This window comes from Ruminococcus sp. 210702-SL.1.03 (genome assembly GCF_020559915.1).
Classification (GTDB): Bacteria; Bacillota; Clostridia; order Oscillospirales; family Ruminococcaceae; genus YE71.
In genome coordinates this window covers 1-14808 of record NZ_JAJCLZ010000002.1, presented here as the reverse complement: position 1 = coordinate 14808, position 14808 = coordinate 1, and the positions used below count along the sequence as shown (strand labels likewise).

General features: G+C 51.5%; 11 protein-coding genes and 3 tRNA genes. 10 read left to right on the top strand and 4 right to left on the bottom strand.

The genetic code is table 11. From position 1 onward, the window contains the following. The first annotated feature begins 291 nt into the window (after positions 1–291). From LI114_RS01605 to LI114_RS01560, 10 genes are all read left to right on the top strand, one after another. Entirely contained in the window at positions 292–3465 is a 3174-nt protein-coding gene (locus LI114_RS01605) for a fibronectin type III domain-containing protein (protein WP_227218796.1), read from the top strand. A 439-nt stretch (positions 3466–3904) separates the two neighbouring features. After that, positions 3905–4999, top strand: coding sequence for a hypothetical protein (locus LI114_RS01600; protein ID WP_227218795.1), 1095 nt, complete (start codon positions 3905–3907; stop codon positions 4997–4999). Between the two features lie 149 nt (positions 5000–5148). Then, entirely contained in the window at positions 5149–5913 is a 765-nt protein-coding gene (locus tag LI114_RS01595; RefSeq protein WP_227218793.1) for an EAL domain-containing protein, read from the top strand. Positions 5914–5932: 19 nt separating this feature from the next. Then, positions 5933–6700, top strand: coding sequence for a hypothetical protein (locus LI114_RS01590; RefSeq protein WP_227218791.1), 768 nt, complete (start codon positions 5933–5935; stop codon positions 6698–6700). Between the two features lie 111 nt (positions 6701–6811). Then, positions 6812–7486, top strand: a complete 675-nt coding sequence (locus LI114_RS01585; protein ID WP_227218789.1) for a signal peptidase I — start codon at positions 6812–6814, stop codon at positions 7484–7486. Positions 7487–7528: 42 nt separating this feature from the next. Continuing rightward, a complete protein-coding gene (locus LI114_RS01580; RefSeq protein WP_227218788.1) occupies positions 7529–9109 on the top strand; it encodes a hypothetical protein in 1581 nt (526 codons plus the stop codon). Positions 9110–9254: 145 nt separating this feature from the next. Beyond that, complete coding sequence (locus LI114_RS01575) at positions 9255–11606, top strand: DUF2357 domain-containing protein (RefSeq protein ID WP_227218786.1); 2352 nt, start codon at positions 9255–9257, stop codon at positions 11604–11606. A 33-nt stretch (positions 11607–11639) separates the two neighbouring features. Next, positions 11640–12362 (top strand): signal peptidase I, encoded by a 723-nt coding sequence (locus LI114_RS01570; RefSeq protein WP_227218784.1) that lies wholly within the window; start codon positions 11640–11642, stop codon positions 12360–12362. Continuing rightward, on the top strand, positions 12359–12811 hold the full coding sequence (locus LI114_RS01565; RefSeq protein WP_227218782.1) for a hypothetical protein: 453 nt from the start codon (positions 12359–12361) through the stop codon (positions 12809–12811). The genes LI114_RS01570 and LI114_RS01565 overlap by 4 nt, the downstream gene beginning before the upstream one ends. Positions 12812–12866: 55 nt before the next feature. Further along, positions 12867–13094 carry a hypothetical protein gene (locus LI114_RS01560; protein ID WP_022126860.1) on the top strand — a complete coding sequence of 76 codons (228 nt, stop codon included), beginning with the start codon at positions 12867–12869 and terminating at the stop codon, positions 13092–13094. A 169-nt stretch (positions 13095–13263) separates the two neighbouring features. Here LI114_RS01560 and LI114_RS01555 read toward each other — a convergent pair whose 3' ends face one another. From LI114_RS01555 to LI114_RS01540, 4 genes are all read right to left on the bottom strand, one after another. Then, positions 13264–14313: a C39 family peptidase gene (locus tag LI114_RS01555; RefSeq protein ID WP_227218780.1), complete on the bottom strand. Its 1050-nt coding sequence runs from the start codon at positions 14311–14313 to the stop codon at positions 13264–13266. 125 nt (positions 14314–14438) lie between these two features. After that, positions 14439–14515: transfer RNA gene (locus LI114_RS01550), tRNA-Ile, on the bottom strand. A gap of 70 nt (positions 14516–14585) precedes the next feature. Further along, positions 14586–14657: transfer RNA gene (locus LI114_RS01545), tRNA-Glu, on the bottom strand. A 9-nt stretch (positions 14658–14666) separates the two neighbouring features. Next, positions 14667–14739, bottom strand: a tRNA-Lys gene (locus LI114_RS01540). Positions 14740–14808: the final 69 nt, after the last annotated feature.

Sequence of the window (14808 nt, the reverse complement as noted above, 5' to 3'; positions counted from 1 at the left end):
TTTTCGTTACATTTTAAGCCAATTCATTACATTATTTGCAGACGTTCGTTACATTTTCGTACTTTTGGTTACATTTTTCTTGAAGCTTATGTATATAAATGTTATAATGTATTATGAATAAGCATTTGACAAAAATCCCACTCCCGCAGTATGAAACCATGCCGCGGGAGTTTTTTTTATAAAAAAATGTTCAAAACTGTACTTTTGTCATTGACAAGACTATTATATTTGTGCTATTATTACATATATAAGATACAACCACTATTGATTTTTGTACGGGGTGAATATTATATGAAGAAAAGAATAATTAGTTCCGCCGTGGCGGGAGCAATGGCGCTCACCATGCTTCCAACCCTGCCTGCGGATACTTCTTTGAGCGCCGCCGCAGCTTCCGACGTTACCGAGGTGCGCGGACAGTGCGCCAGCTACGAGGGCACGAACGCGGGCGCGCAGACCTATGACCGCTGGTCGAAAGTGATAAACTCATACCTCTTTGCCGATGGCGAGGGCTACCTGCGCGTTCAGGGCGACGCGGTGAGCGGCAAGCTGCTGGCTGAGTACTATTCGTCAGACTTCACGCTGCAAAATACCGTTACCGTAGATCTTGATCTGCCGATATTCGGCGGATTTTACTCGACGGGGGATAACTACTACGTCCTTACAGGTCAGGAGAATGACGCCGAGGACGACAGCGTAGAAGTTTACCGCATAACGAAGTACGATAAAAACTGGAACAATTTGGGCAGTGCCGGACTTTTTGGCGGGAACACCACTATACCTTTCAACGCGGGCACGGCACGCTTTGCCCAAAGCGGAAAATATCTGCTGATACGCACCTGCCACCAGATGTACACATACAGAGACGGCAGAAGGCATCAGGCAAACGTCACCATTCAGCTGGATATGGACGAGATGAAGATAACCGACTCGCTCACAAGGATAGCAAACAACAGCATAGGCTACGTCAGCCACTCTTTCAACCAGTTCATACGCACCGACGGCACATCTATTGTGGCGGCAGACCACGGCGACGCAGGCCCGCGCTCAGCCGTGCTGATAAAGTATGACGGCGACTTTACCAAAGGCTCGTTTGTTTCCGGATGCACCACTTTTGATATGATGAAGTATCCCAAGCACAAGAGCAACTACAATATCACGGGCGGCTCGATCGGCGGCTTTGAGGTCACTTCGAGCGGCTACGTTGCCGCGATGAATTCGGTAGACCAAGCGGACATCACGAACAATACCACGCGAAACATTTTCATATCCAGCGTATCGAAAGACCTCAGCTCGGGCGAGCTCACTCAGTTGACGAATTACGCTGAGGGCACGGAAACAGCCTCTACCCCGCAGCTGGTGAAGATAAACGACGACGAGCTTATGCTTCTTTGGACGCGCGAGGGCAAGGTGAATTACGCCGAACTTGGCGCTGACGGCGCTGTAACGAGCGACATTTACAGCTTCGAGGGCGAGCTTTCAGACTGCCAGCCCATTGCGGCGAACGGCAAGCTCAGCTGGTATATCTGGAACGACGGCGACATTACTTTCAATAGCATAGACCTCGGCGATATATCGAAACACAACACTAAGATAATCCACAACGGCCACGACTACGTTACGAAAAACGCTACCAAGACCAACGGCACAGTTACCCAGACCTGCAAAGTCTGCGGATATGTAAACACTTTCACAGTAGACACTACTTTCAAATCATGGTACAGAACTAACGCGGACACCGGATATTTCTGGAGCTCGCCCGAAAGCAGCTACGCCATCGGCAACACGCTGGATATAATGGTTTACGGCGCTGACGGCAACACGGTGGACATGAAGAAGAAGTACGTCGTAGAGCTTTCGGACGATATAGCCGTTCAGTCAAACCCGCAGAGCTACTACACGCGTCTTACTTTTACAAAAAACGGCAGCGTAACGCTGAAAGTTTACCCGAAGTATAATCCCGACGCGGCGCACACCTTCACAATAGTCTGCGGCCACGCGCACAACTTCAACACAGGCACGATAACCACCCAGCCGACCTGCACGGAAAAGGGCGTTCGCACACGCACCTGCACCATCTGCGGCGAAAAGCGCTACGAGAGCATAGCCGCCACGGGTCATAAATACAGCGCATGGAAAGAAACTAAGGCGGCTACTTGTACCGCCGAGGGCACTCAGAGCCGCACCTGCTCGGTATGCAAAAACGTCGAGAACAAGACTATAAAGGCTAAGGGCCACACCGAAGTCACCGACAGCGCGGTGGCGGCTACCTGCACTACTGACGGCAAGACGGCGGGAAGCCACTGCTCGGTATGCGGCAAGGTCATCAAGGAGCAGACGGTCATAAAAGCTAAGGGACACACCGTAGTCACCGACAGCGCGGTGGCGGCTACCTGCACTACCGACGGCAAGACGGCGGGAAGCCATTGCTCGGTATGCGGCAAGGTCATCAAGGCGCAGACGGTCATTAAGGCGACGGGTCACAAGTACGGCGAATGGGCGGTCACCAAAGAGCCTACCTGCACAGCCGCGGGCACTCAGAGCCGCACCTGCTCGGTATGCAAAAACGTCGAGAACAAGACTATAAAGGCTAAGGGCCACACCGAAGTCGCAGACAGCGCGGTGGCGGCTACCTGCACTACCGACGGCAAGACGGCGGGAAGCCATTGCTCGGTATGCGGCAAGGTCATCAAGGCGCAGACGGTCATTAAGGCGACGGGTCACAAGTACGGCGAATGGGCGGTCACCAAAGAGCCTACCTGCACAGCCGCGGGCTCGCAGAAGCACTCCTGCACGGTATGCGGAAACACTGAAACCCAGACGATAAAGGCGACGGGTCACAAAGCTAGCGGCTGGATGATCGACAAACAGCCCGACATCGGCGTAAAGGGCAGCAAGCACAAGGAATGCACAGTATGCGGCAAGGTACTGCAAACGGCTGAGATACCCGCACTGGGCGCTAAGGACATCTCGCGCGCAAAGGTCACGGTAGCGAGCAAAGTTACGTTCACGGGCACTTCGAGAAAGCCCGCTGTTACCGTGAAGCTGAGCGGCAAGGAGCTTGTAAAGAACACCGACTACACGGTAAAATACAGCAACAACAAGGCCATCGGCAAGGCGACCGTCACCATCACGGGCAAGGGCAAGTACACGGGCGTTATCAAGAAAACGTTCAAGATAGTGCCCATGAAGCAGGTGATAACAAGCGTAACGGCAAAGACGAAAGCTTTCGCCGTGAAGTGGACGAAAGACCTAAACGTCAACGGTTACCAGATAAAGTACAGCACGAAGTCTGACTTTAGCGGCGGCAAGAGCGTTTACGTCAAGAAAAACACCACTGTAAGCAAGACATTTACAGGGCTGACGGCGAAAAAGACCTACTACGTCAAGGTGCGTTCGTACAAAACGGTGAACGGCACGAAATATTACAGCTCGTGGTCAAGCGCAAAAAAGGTAAAAACTAAATAAGCATACACTCAACAGCCCCGCGCTTTCGGAAAATTTTCGTAAGGCGCGGGGCTTTATTATTTGAGCAAGATCATAGGTAAGCGCGGCGAAACTGAGGGCGGGAAACACCAAAACTCCGCGTTTTCCGGTAAATAATCTGTAAATAAGTAAAATAACATTGCGTATTTACAGTGAAAAATAGCAAAGCGGCGGCGCGATGGCGAGAAAACTCAGCAAAATCAAGGGTCTGCGCCGTGCGGAGCGGTTTTTGTTTAGACTAGCTGATAATTAGTTAAAACAGAAACTTAATAAGCGAAAACGTTTTTGAATGATGACAGAAAAGGTCGAATAATGTATAATATTACTAAGGAAAAGAGCCGCCATTCGGCAATGAGGCGCTCTAAAAAAAGCGCGGGCGCGCGGCGCGGCGCAAAATAATTTATGAAGGGAACGTATTCATATGAAAAGAAATAACGCACAAAACACATCAGCAAAGAAAAAGCTGATACCCGCCGTAGCGATGTTCACAGCCTCGGCAGTTATGCTCTCCACCGCTACTTACGCTTGGTTTACGATGAATAAAAACGCTAAGGTGACGGGTCTGAACATGACCGCGACCGCAGGCGGTAGCATTGAAATTTCACTGGGACAGTTTGAAGATGGAAAACCTGTTGCTAGTGAAGGTGCTGTTACTGCTCCAAAAATGAACAACAAATCTTGGAAAAACGTTGTAGCAGTAAGCGAATATTATTCTACTGTTGGCAAACTCAAGCCTGCCTCTTCTATCAATGCTAATGACCTCTTCTATGTTGATGATTCACAGGTATACGCAGGTGGTATGGAAGTTAATGATGCCACTGAAGTACATAGTGTTACAGCCGCCAATGAAGCAAAGTTAACTTTGAGTGACGGCACAACTACTGAACTTAAAAATGACAACACTGAAACAGGATACTATGTAGATGTTCCTGTATGGATAAGAACCACAAAGCAAACTGATCAAGTTGTTAAATGTGATGTTACAATAAATGACGCAAACATGGACGGCTCTGTGGATGGCAAGGAATTACAGAAAGCTATCAGAGTAGCTGTTATCCCGATGAGTAACGCAAGTAAAATCGTAAACGGTGCTGATACTTCTGCAGATGCAATTGCCAAGAGCAATTCTTACACTGATAAGGGTACAATAAGTGTTTTTGCAACAGATTACACATATTATAAAGATAACGATGCTGACGCCAACGGCGGTAATGCTCTTAGTAAAACCAAAGTAGCCGGTACAGCAGCGACATATGATTCCTGCCGCGCTGCACTAGAATTTGCACAACAGTATGTAGCAAAAACTGAATTTCCCAATGATACAGAGGAAAACTATGAAGCAGGTAGCACCCTTTTCACACTTACAAAGACATCTGGAGATGAAGAATACTCGGTTCAGCCGTTCGTAGTTCGTGTATGGCTCGAGGGCGAGAGCACTTCCTGCAAGGACGCTAACGCTTCGCAGGACTGGAACATTCAGCTCAACTTCTCGGGTGCTGATAAAGTTGGCGAATAACCAAAATCAAACAAAATAACACTGAAAACGCCGACCCCAAATCGGCGTTTTTGGAATTATACGAATATTTTTTTGCGGGCACGGGGCTGACACATACCGTCAGAATTGGTTCGCTGTAACAGAAAAACTTGCTGAGAGAGGGTGAAAAAATGGCACAGGATACCACGGGCACGGCGACCATCGCGGCGGCAACTTCCACAGTAGACGGTCTGCGCGCCATCGAGCTGAGCTACCGACCTATCCGCAGTACCGCGGACGGCGACGTGCTGTTTTTTCAGTCGGCAATGCGGCTCAACGGGCCTACCCTCGGCGTGCTCGCGCCCGAAGACTTTATGCCCGTGGCGGAGAGCACCGGGCAGGCTTTTCCGCTCTTCAAGCTCGCGCTGGTGCAGTTGGCACAGGCTATCGCAAAATTTCGCGCGCGTGAGATCAGCTTTTCGTGGTGCTCGCTCGCGATACCCGCGGCGGCGCTCGGCAGGCTGGACTGCGTAAAAACCATCTGCGACCTCTGCGAAACGCTGAAAGCCGACCCCGCGAAGATCTGCTTCGAGATACCGCAAAACGCCCTCGGCGACACGGCGGCGGCGGTGAACGTCGGCGTGCTGCGGCAAAAGGGCTTTCACTTCATGGTGTGCGGGTTCGACGGCGGCGGCTTGACGCAGATAGCCGAGCTGGAGGCGGACTTTGTAATGCTCAGCCCCGCCGCGACGGAAAACATGAGCGGCGGCGAGCGCGCGCTGACCTGCGTAAAGACCCTGCTGGACTTCGTGAACGGCATTGAAGCCGAGCCGATAGCCTGCGGGATATTCGACGACGAGCAGTTAAAGACCCTGCACGACATGGGCTGTTACTACTACGCTGGCGCTGGCGCGGGAAAATACGTCGCCGAGCGATATGTAAGAAGAAGAAACTAACGAAACGGGAGATACGGCCTTGAAAAAACACAGCGAAAATAACGCGGAAAGCGTTCAGGACGTACAAAACGTACATGAAAGCGACGTGGTAGACACCTTAAAACTGCGGCGCACGGCGAAAGAAGCCAAGAAATATGTGGTGCTGATGAGAATTTTCAGCATACTGGTGATAATTCTCGTCGCAATAGTTGCGATAGTTTACGCTATCTCGTACTTCTATGACAAGTACGGCAGCTTTACAGTCAAGATAAATAAGTACGATATGGTTAATCAAGGTCTTACGCTTTCGGAAACGCCGGATTATACCAAGACAAATTCAAAGCTGAATGCGGACATCGTGTACGACATGACGAACATCAGCGGCGAGGACTTGCCAGCGAACATCGACAAAGTGAACGGCAGTCATAACGGCGAAAGCTATATCGCGTACACGTTTTATCTGATAAATTCGGGCAAAGACACGCTGACGTATGACGGCGAAATGACTATCGAAAACGTAACAAATAATGTTGACGAAGCGATACGCGTAGCGCTGTATGTGAATGGCGAAAAGACGGTGTACTGCAAAACGAAGTCGAATGGCGGGGGCAAGGAGAGCGATTGTGATGAAGAGTTCGCGTCCTCGACGAAGGTAATGCAGAGCAGGCGGGAGAAGTTTGCGCCCGGTGCGAAAGATAAGTATACGGTAGTGATATGGCTGGAGGGCAACGATCCGGATTGTCTTGATGATATAGTAGGCGGCACGATGAAGCTCGGTATGGATTTCAAGATTGTGGAGGGTACTTGAAAAGTCGCCTTCGCCAACTTTCCTGCTTGTTTCGCTCCCAACAAAAGTTAAATCTCTGCCTTGGCAGTTAATCAAAAAATAAAAAAATTTTACAGATTTGAGGTACTAATTATGAAAAAAGCTTTAAAGGTATTCTTTAACATCATCGCTTGGATTATCCTTATCCTCGCACTTATCGTCACCCTGCTCGTCTTTTCCTCCGACCGCAACAACGGCGTCGCTAACCTCCTCGGCTACATCCCCCTCACCGTAGAGTCCGACTCCATGAAGCCGACCTTCAAAAAGAACGACATGATAATCGTTAAAGAGGTCGACGACATAAACTCACTCAAAAAAGGCGACGTAATTACGTTTTGGACGATAATCGACGGCAAAAAAGTTAAAAATACCCATAGAATTCAGCAGGTAGTCGACGAAAACGGCACAAAAAGTTTCGTTACCCGCGGTGACGCCAACGACCTCGACGACAGCTACAACGTCTACGGCGGCGACATCATCGGTCAGTGGCACAACGTCAAGATAGGCGGCTTCGGCAAGGTAATGAGCTTCCTCCGCACCAAAACCGGCTTCTTCGTCTGCATTCTTATCCCCATAGCTCTCTTCTTCCTCTTCGAGCTTTACAAGCTTATCCTCACGATAGTTGAGGTCAAGCGCCCCGCAGCTCCCGAAGTCGACGAGGAAGAAATAAAGCGCCGCGCCGTAGAAGAATACCTCGCGGAACAGAAAAAGAAAGAGGCTGAAAACGCTTCGTCTGATGACCAAAATGACGAAAACAACGCAGAATAACTGCTAAACATATGTTAAAATATTCAGGAGAGATCAAGTGCTATGAACGGATTTCTGAAATGGTTCTTCGCTTTTATTTCCGAGATGCTCGGCGGTTTTGCCTTGATATTCAAGGGGCTGTGGCACGGAATAAAGCAGATTTTTAATGTAAAAGAGTATGTTAATATATTCAAGTCTTACTCGACGGAATTCGGCACGCTCAGCTGGGTACTCGCCGTTATCGCCATTATCATCGTGGCGGCGATATTCGCGCTTCTGATATTCATGATAGTGCTGGCTGTAAGAAAATACCTCAGATTTCGCCACTCTATCGTCAGCAGCGAAGACCTCATAGAGGAGATAGCCGACCTTCAGCGCAAGGTCGTGAAAATGGCTAAGGAAAAAGACGACATAATGGCTATGAAAGTCGCGCAGATGGGTCTGCCGAACAAGGCGGGTCAGGCGCTTTCCCTCGGCGAGGACGGCATTACCGCCGCCGATGAGCGCACCGAACTGCCGCTGAACGCCGAAGCCGTCACCTCAGACGGCGTTATACAGACCGCCGACCGCCGCTTCTCAAAGCTTATGGAGGTAGACGCCTTTTACGCCGACTACACCCCGCCCGCTTACGACAACGAGATCACCCTCAGCGGCATTTGCGAAGCTTACCGCAACTTCGCCTGCTCGCGTATGCACCTTTATTACGACATCAAGACGGTGCGCCTTTTCCTCGCGGGCATGGCTTCCACAAAGCTCATAATCCTGCAAGGCATTTCCGGTACAGGTAAAACTTCGCTTCCCTACTCGTTCGGAAAATTCCTGCAAAAGGACACGACTATCGCTTCGGTACAGCCCTCGTGGCGCGACCGCACCGAGCTTTTCGGCTACTTTAACGAATTTACGAAAAACTTCAACGAAACGGAAGTTCTGAAAAGAATTTACTCTTCAAGTTTCAACAACGATGTAAACCTTATCCTGCTGGACGAAATGAACATCGCGCGAATCGAGTACTACTTCGCGGAAATGCTTTCGATACTGGAAATGCCGAACGCGGACGAGTGGAAGCTAGACCTGGTGCCTAACTCGTGGAGCACCGACCCCATCAATTTGGACAAGGGCAAGCTTTGCATACCGCAGAACATTTGGTACATCGGCACGGCGAACAACGACGACTCGACCTACGCGATTTCGGACAAGGTGTACGACCGTGCCCAGCCGATAAATCTGGACGCAAAAGGCGTAGCGTTTGAAGCACCCGACACCCCGCCGATGAATTTGGGATATGAACATTTGAACGCGCTGTTTGAGGCGGCGTTTAAGGAGTACCCCATCTCGCAGGAGAATTTAAAGAAGATGCAGCAGCTCGACCTTTGGGTGATCGAGAAGCTGAGAGTTGCGTTTGGTAACCGTATTTTGAAGCAGATGAACCTGTTTGTGCCGGTGTATGTAGCGTGCGGCGGCGACGAGCTGGACGGTATAGATTACGTCATGGCGACGAAGATATTCAGGAAGTTCGAGTCGCTGAATCTGGCGATGCTGAGGGACGAATTGAAAGAGCTTTGTGTGTACTTACAGAAGCTTTTTGGCAGGGGCACGATGACGGAGTCGATAGCATATCTGGAGAGATTGCAGAAGTTGTATTAAAAAATGAACATAGTAAAAGCCGCGGAGCGTGGAAAGTCAGCTTGAACAACTTCCCTGTTTGTTTCACTCCCGAACAACTGAAAAGCGCCTGTCAATAAAAGCGGTTCTGCTTTACTAAACTTATTTTCTGAAAGGAGGGCTTACTTTGGGCAAACGCCAGCTTCGCTCTTGGCAAAAGGGCTTCGACAAATACTACGATTCCATCGCTCAGAACGACGAGTTTGCCGCAATTTACGCCCTCCTCCGCGCAGGTAAAAATTCCTTCGCATTCAACCGCAAGATCGTCGAAAAATCTATCGACGTTTCATGGGTCGAGGCAATCGAAAACGGCCTGCAGCACCTCGACAACGTTATCCGCAACCCCAGCCGCACCATCGAGGACGTCGAAGAGGTCGTGCCCATCGCCCTCTCGCGCAAAATCACCGTTGAGTCCGTGAAACACCTCGCTCAGCACACCGACCTTATTCAGGAGATCGACCCTAAAACCGGCAGGATAACTCCCTCTAAAATACTGAATATCCATAAAGAGGAAAGTTTGATGACCTACGAGAACAAGTTCATCAACACCCTTGTGGATCGTCTGTACGCTTTTCTTAACATTCGTTACCAGAAGCTGGTGCAGATCGCTAAGGACGAGGAGGTCTACACCCTAGGTTACGACGGCGTGCTTGACGACGGCGCAGGCAAACAAATGAAGATCTCTATGAAAGTGGAAACTATCGACAGCCTAGACACCGCCGACGCGCGCGGATTTACAGTCTGGGATCGCGTCGAGAAGATAAAAAAGGCGATCGAGGGCTACAAAGGCTCGGTGCTCTGCGCCACCCTCGGCAACGTGCGTATTCGCCCGCCCGTTATGCGAACGAATGCGATAATGAAAAACGTTGACCTCAAAGCCTGCCTTGCGCTTTGGCAATATATCGAAAGCTATGATAAAGTTGGCTACGAACTGAACGTTTCCGACACGGCGCAAAAGCCCGCGGAGGACTACATCGAGGGCGTTTACAGGCTCGCCGCGCTGAATTTCATGCTTATGCGCGCCTACACGCAGACGGAAGCCGAGAGCGCCGCCGAGCTGAAAACGCAGAAAAGCAAGACCCTCTCGCCGGAATTCCTGAGAAAATTCGATAAAGAGACCGCCGAGAAGTACGACATTCCCTACTACACCGAGCTTGAGGTGCAGACCGAGGGCGCGGGCGGAATGAGCGAAAATGCCGAGGCGATCGCCCGCGAGCTGGACAGCATAATCGCCATTGAGATACAGTATTTCAAGACCGAGGAAGCACGCCGCATCGCGGAGGAGAAAGCGCGCGCCGAGGCTGAGCGCCGCCGTGTAGAAGCGGAAAACGCGCGGCTTGAACGCGAGCGCATTGAGCGCGAAATGCAGGAGGAGCGCGAACGTCAACAGCGCGAGAAAGAAGCCGAGGAGCGCCGCATACAGGAAATGCTTGAGCGAGAGCGCGCCGAACAGCTCGCCCGCGAAAAGGCGGAACGCGAGGAGCGCGAACGCCGCGAGCAGGAGGAACGCGAGCGCATAGCCGAGCAGCTGCGGCTGGAGGAAGAAGAGCGTCAGCGGAAGCTGGAGGAAGAGCTTTTCGAGGCGGAGCAGCAGCGCATACGCGAGGACAAGATCGCGATACGCGGAAATCTGGCGGCGGCGGAGATCGCGGTCGGCGGCGAGCTGGCTGAAAATGCCGAGGTCGCTGGCGCGGCGGATGTTGCAGATAATTCTGATAACGCTGACGTTGCCGACAATGCCGAGATAGAAAATATCGACCTCAGCGCTAATACGGAAGCGGAAAATTCGGACGTTATTGACAATGCTGAAAATCCCGAAGCAGCCGAAAGCACTGAAAATGCTGAGATCACAGACGATAACAACACTGAAAATACGGGCGACGCGCAGCACGAGGAGTTCATATCCCCCGAGGAAGCCACGCGGAGGGCTCGCGAGGAGCAGCAGCAGCGTGAGCAGGAGCGCCGCGAAAGAGAGCGCGCCGACAAGCTGCGTGCCGACCGAGCGCGCATAGAGAGCAAGAGTTTCGAGGAGATCTACCGCGAATACTCGAAAAACCCGCTGCATATGCTGCGACGAGGAACGCGCGCCGCGATGGTGCGCCTATTCGGCAAAATACCCGACGGCACTGACAATCCCGACTGGATAATGCAGCGCGAGCAGGCTGAAAATGACAAGCGCGAGAAAGAGGAGCTGCGCCGCCGCGAACGCGAGCTGGAGGAGCTTTTCGCGAAATATTCGCCCGAGCTGCGGTACAAGCTGAAGCGCGACCGCGATTTCAGAAAATTCAAGCGCAAGCGCCGAAAGCTGAACAAAAACAAGCCGCGCCCGCAGTACATACCCGTACAGCGCACCGCGGAGGAGCAGCGCGCGCACGACCAGCAGATAGCTGCGCTCTACAAGGAATACTATGTAAGCGCACCGCGCCGCGCGCTGAGATCCATCAAGGAAAAGGTGCAGGCGAACAAGCGTGCAGAGTAGCATAAATTGACAAATCGGAGGTGCGACCCTCTTTTGAACGGCAAACTTGATAATCTTGACATTGAAAACGTGCGCGAGAGCAGGTCTGCGGGCAGGCTTATCGGCAAAATAGGCGGCTGGGCGGCGCTGGCGGCAGCGCTTATAGCGGCGGGGCTGGCGATGTACATATCGGTATGCAGTGCGCGCGGCGTGCCCGCGAAACTTTTCGGCCGCAGTTTCGCGCGGGTGATGACGGGCAGCATGAGCCCCTCGATCAGCGAGGGCGACTACATTATAATAAAATCGGGCGACCTTAACGAGCTGAAAAAGGGCGATATCATCACCTTTTATTCGGAAGACCCAGCAATATACGGTAAGCTGAACACGCACCGCATAATCGGCGTGGCGGAGGACGGCAGCTACATCACAAAGGGCGACGCGAACGCCGAGGCCGACCCCGTTACGGTAAAGCGGAGTAAAATAGTCGGCAAATACGCGGGCAAATCGCGCTTTCTTCGGTGGGTAAACTCGTTCGCTTCGGGCAAAAAGCTTATAATGATCGCGGCGGTGATACCGATGCTGGGGGTCGCGATATACGAAGCGGCGACCATTGGGCGGATAACGCGCGATAGCCGAGAGGAGCGCGAGCGTGCGGCGGCTGAGGAGCGTGAAAAGCTTCTTCGGGAAGCGATAGACGAGGAAAAGCGTAAGCTTTACGAAGCGGAAAATCATGAAAATGAAAACGCAGATACAAACAGCGAGGAGGCGGGCGATTGAACCAAGAGAAAATAATGAAGCGCAAGATGATCTGCGCGATAGTAATGTTCATCGCGGCGCTGATAGGGCTGTTTGTGATGGCGGGGCTGTACGTTGACAAGTCGGAGGAAGTGCAGGAAACGTACAGGGCGCAGTTCAAGGAAAACTTAGACTACGCGGCGGACGAGATCGACGAATATTTAAAGACGGAGAAAGACCTCGACCTGCACTACTCTATGATAGTTTCGGACATGGGCGCGGCGCGGAGCATGATATTTTTGATCGACGGCGCGACGGAGGAGCAAAAGGTGATAAACGAGCTGCACTACTGTTTTGTGAAGTATCCGCAGCAGATGCAGGGCAAGCTGAAAGAGAGTGCGCAGGCGATGCGGCACATCACGGAAGACCTTGACAAGGGTTACGAGGAAGCACGCGCGGTGATAGATTCGGTAAACAAGCTGGGCGAATGAGCGCGGTTTCACACGGAGAACGACCAACAATGCAGACAACGCGAGGAATGATATTATGAACGAGAAAAGAAGGCTAAAGAAAGAGATAAAGCGGTGCAGGCTGACCATCGAGGAGATAGAGCGCAAGAGGTCGCGTTCGCAGTCGGCGCTGGTGCAGGCGATACTATTGCAGGAAGAGCCGAACGAGATGGACGTTGAGTGGTTCAATAAATACACGGGCGAGATCACGGCGTGCAGAAACCACATGATAGAGTTGCAGAAGAAGCTGGATTCTTTGGGGTAAGAATTTTTACGCTGTCGTAAAAACCGCGGAAGCAACGCCTAGCCCGCTCCACCAAACGGCGTGAAAATAAAAAGCGCTTTTATTGACAAAAGCTTATCATTTGTTTAGAAACATAACAACAAAACCCGCCGAGCTATTAAAACTCGACGGGTCTTTTTATACCCATTTTTTACTCAACACAAAGTATCGCATTAGGCTCGGAAAACTCCAGAGATGCCGAAGTATCCAACATATCCGCAGACAGCGTCAACAGCGGTTCGCCGACCGAATAATCGCCGTAATAGTAAGAATTGGCATAAACAAACCTCAGCGTGCCGTCCGCCGCCGTGGAATATCCCGTCACAAGAATAAAATGCTCGTTCGCATTCTTATCCACCACGCGGCCGTTTTCGTGATTTACCAGCACGATCGCCTGCTTGCCCTCGTCCAAGATCGACTTCACGACCGCAGACGGCGACTGCTCGGCGTCATACTTATTCACCAAATTCAGCGCGTAAACATCGCGGGCAAGCGCGCACAGCGAACCTGAAGTCATTCCGCCGTCGTCGGTGCTCATATCGCCCTGATCGGCATACGCGGAAGCGTAGTCCAGCAGCTCTTCGTAGCTGGTGATAGGGCTTTCGGCGGCAGTGGTGGGATTCAGCTCCGCGCCGATCGAGGTCGCGAGCATATAAAGGCAGGCAGGCCCGCAGCCCGAGTAGCCCGTAAACTGCGGCATTTCATCGCCTGTTTCGTAATCGTACTCCGCGCCGGTCTGGATTATCTGCGAGATCGAGCCGAGCGGCAGGATAACGCTAGTGCTGACGGGCATAACGTCGGTGCTCGGCACAAACACAGTCCCGTCGAGATAATTCAGCTCGATATATCCCGCGTAGGTGGCAGACTCCGTGCCCGTGTACAGCCCGCTGATGGTGTTCGACTCCATCTCGGCGGCTTCTTTTTCCGCTGCGTCGAGGTCATCGCTGAGCATATCGGCGGTGAAAAAGTCGGTATCCTGATTAACGTAATAAAGCGTGCAGCCCTCGGCGCTGACCTGCGCGTTAGCCTCAGTAGATTTTTTCGCGACGTCAGACTGCGACTGCACAGCGGCGTTTGCGCTGTTTTTCTTCGTATTATTAGAAGCCGTTGCCAGCAGGTAAATAAGCATCAGCACGATGCAAAACGCGACTACTGAGCTGAGTATCGCGAGCAAAACGACTTTCATATTAGACGATTTCAATAACATCACTCCAAAAATTGCACTTTATAATTATTATAACACTTTTTCAGTTAAAAATCAAGAAATATGTAACAAACAGTCGGAAAAGTGCGCAAAAAAATCCCCCGCATTTCTGCGAGGGATCATGGTGGACCATCGGGGACTCGAACCCAGGACCGTCCGGTTATGAGCCGGGAGCTCTAACCAACTGAGCTAATGGTCCGTTATACAAAAACGGTTCAAGCAAATTGAAACTTGCTTGAATCCATTTGCAAACAGGAACACTGTTTAAGTGACCGGTACGAGATTCGAACTCGTGTTGACGGCGTGAGAGGCCGTAGTCTTAACCGCTTGACCAACCGGCCATTTTTTAGTGCACCATCGGGGACTCGAACCCAGGACCCACTGATTAAGAGTCAGTTGCTCTACCATCTGAGCTAATGGTGCATAATGTCGGCGACTACCTATCTTTCCAGCCCGTTGCCAGGCAAGTATTTTCGGCGTAGATGAGCTTAA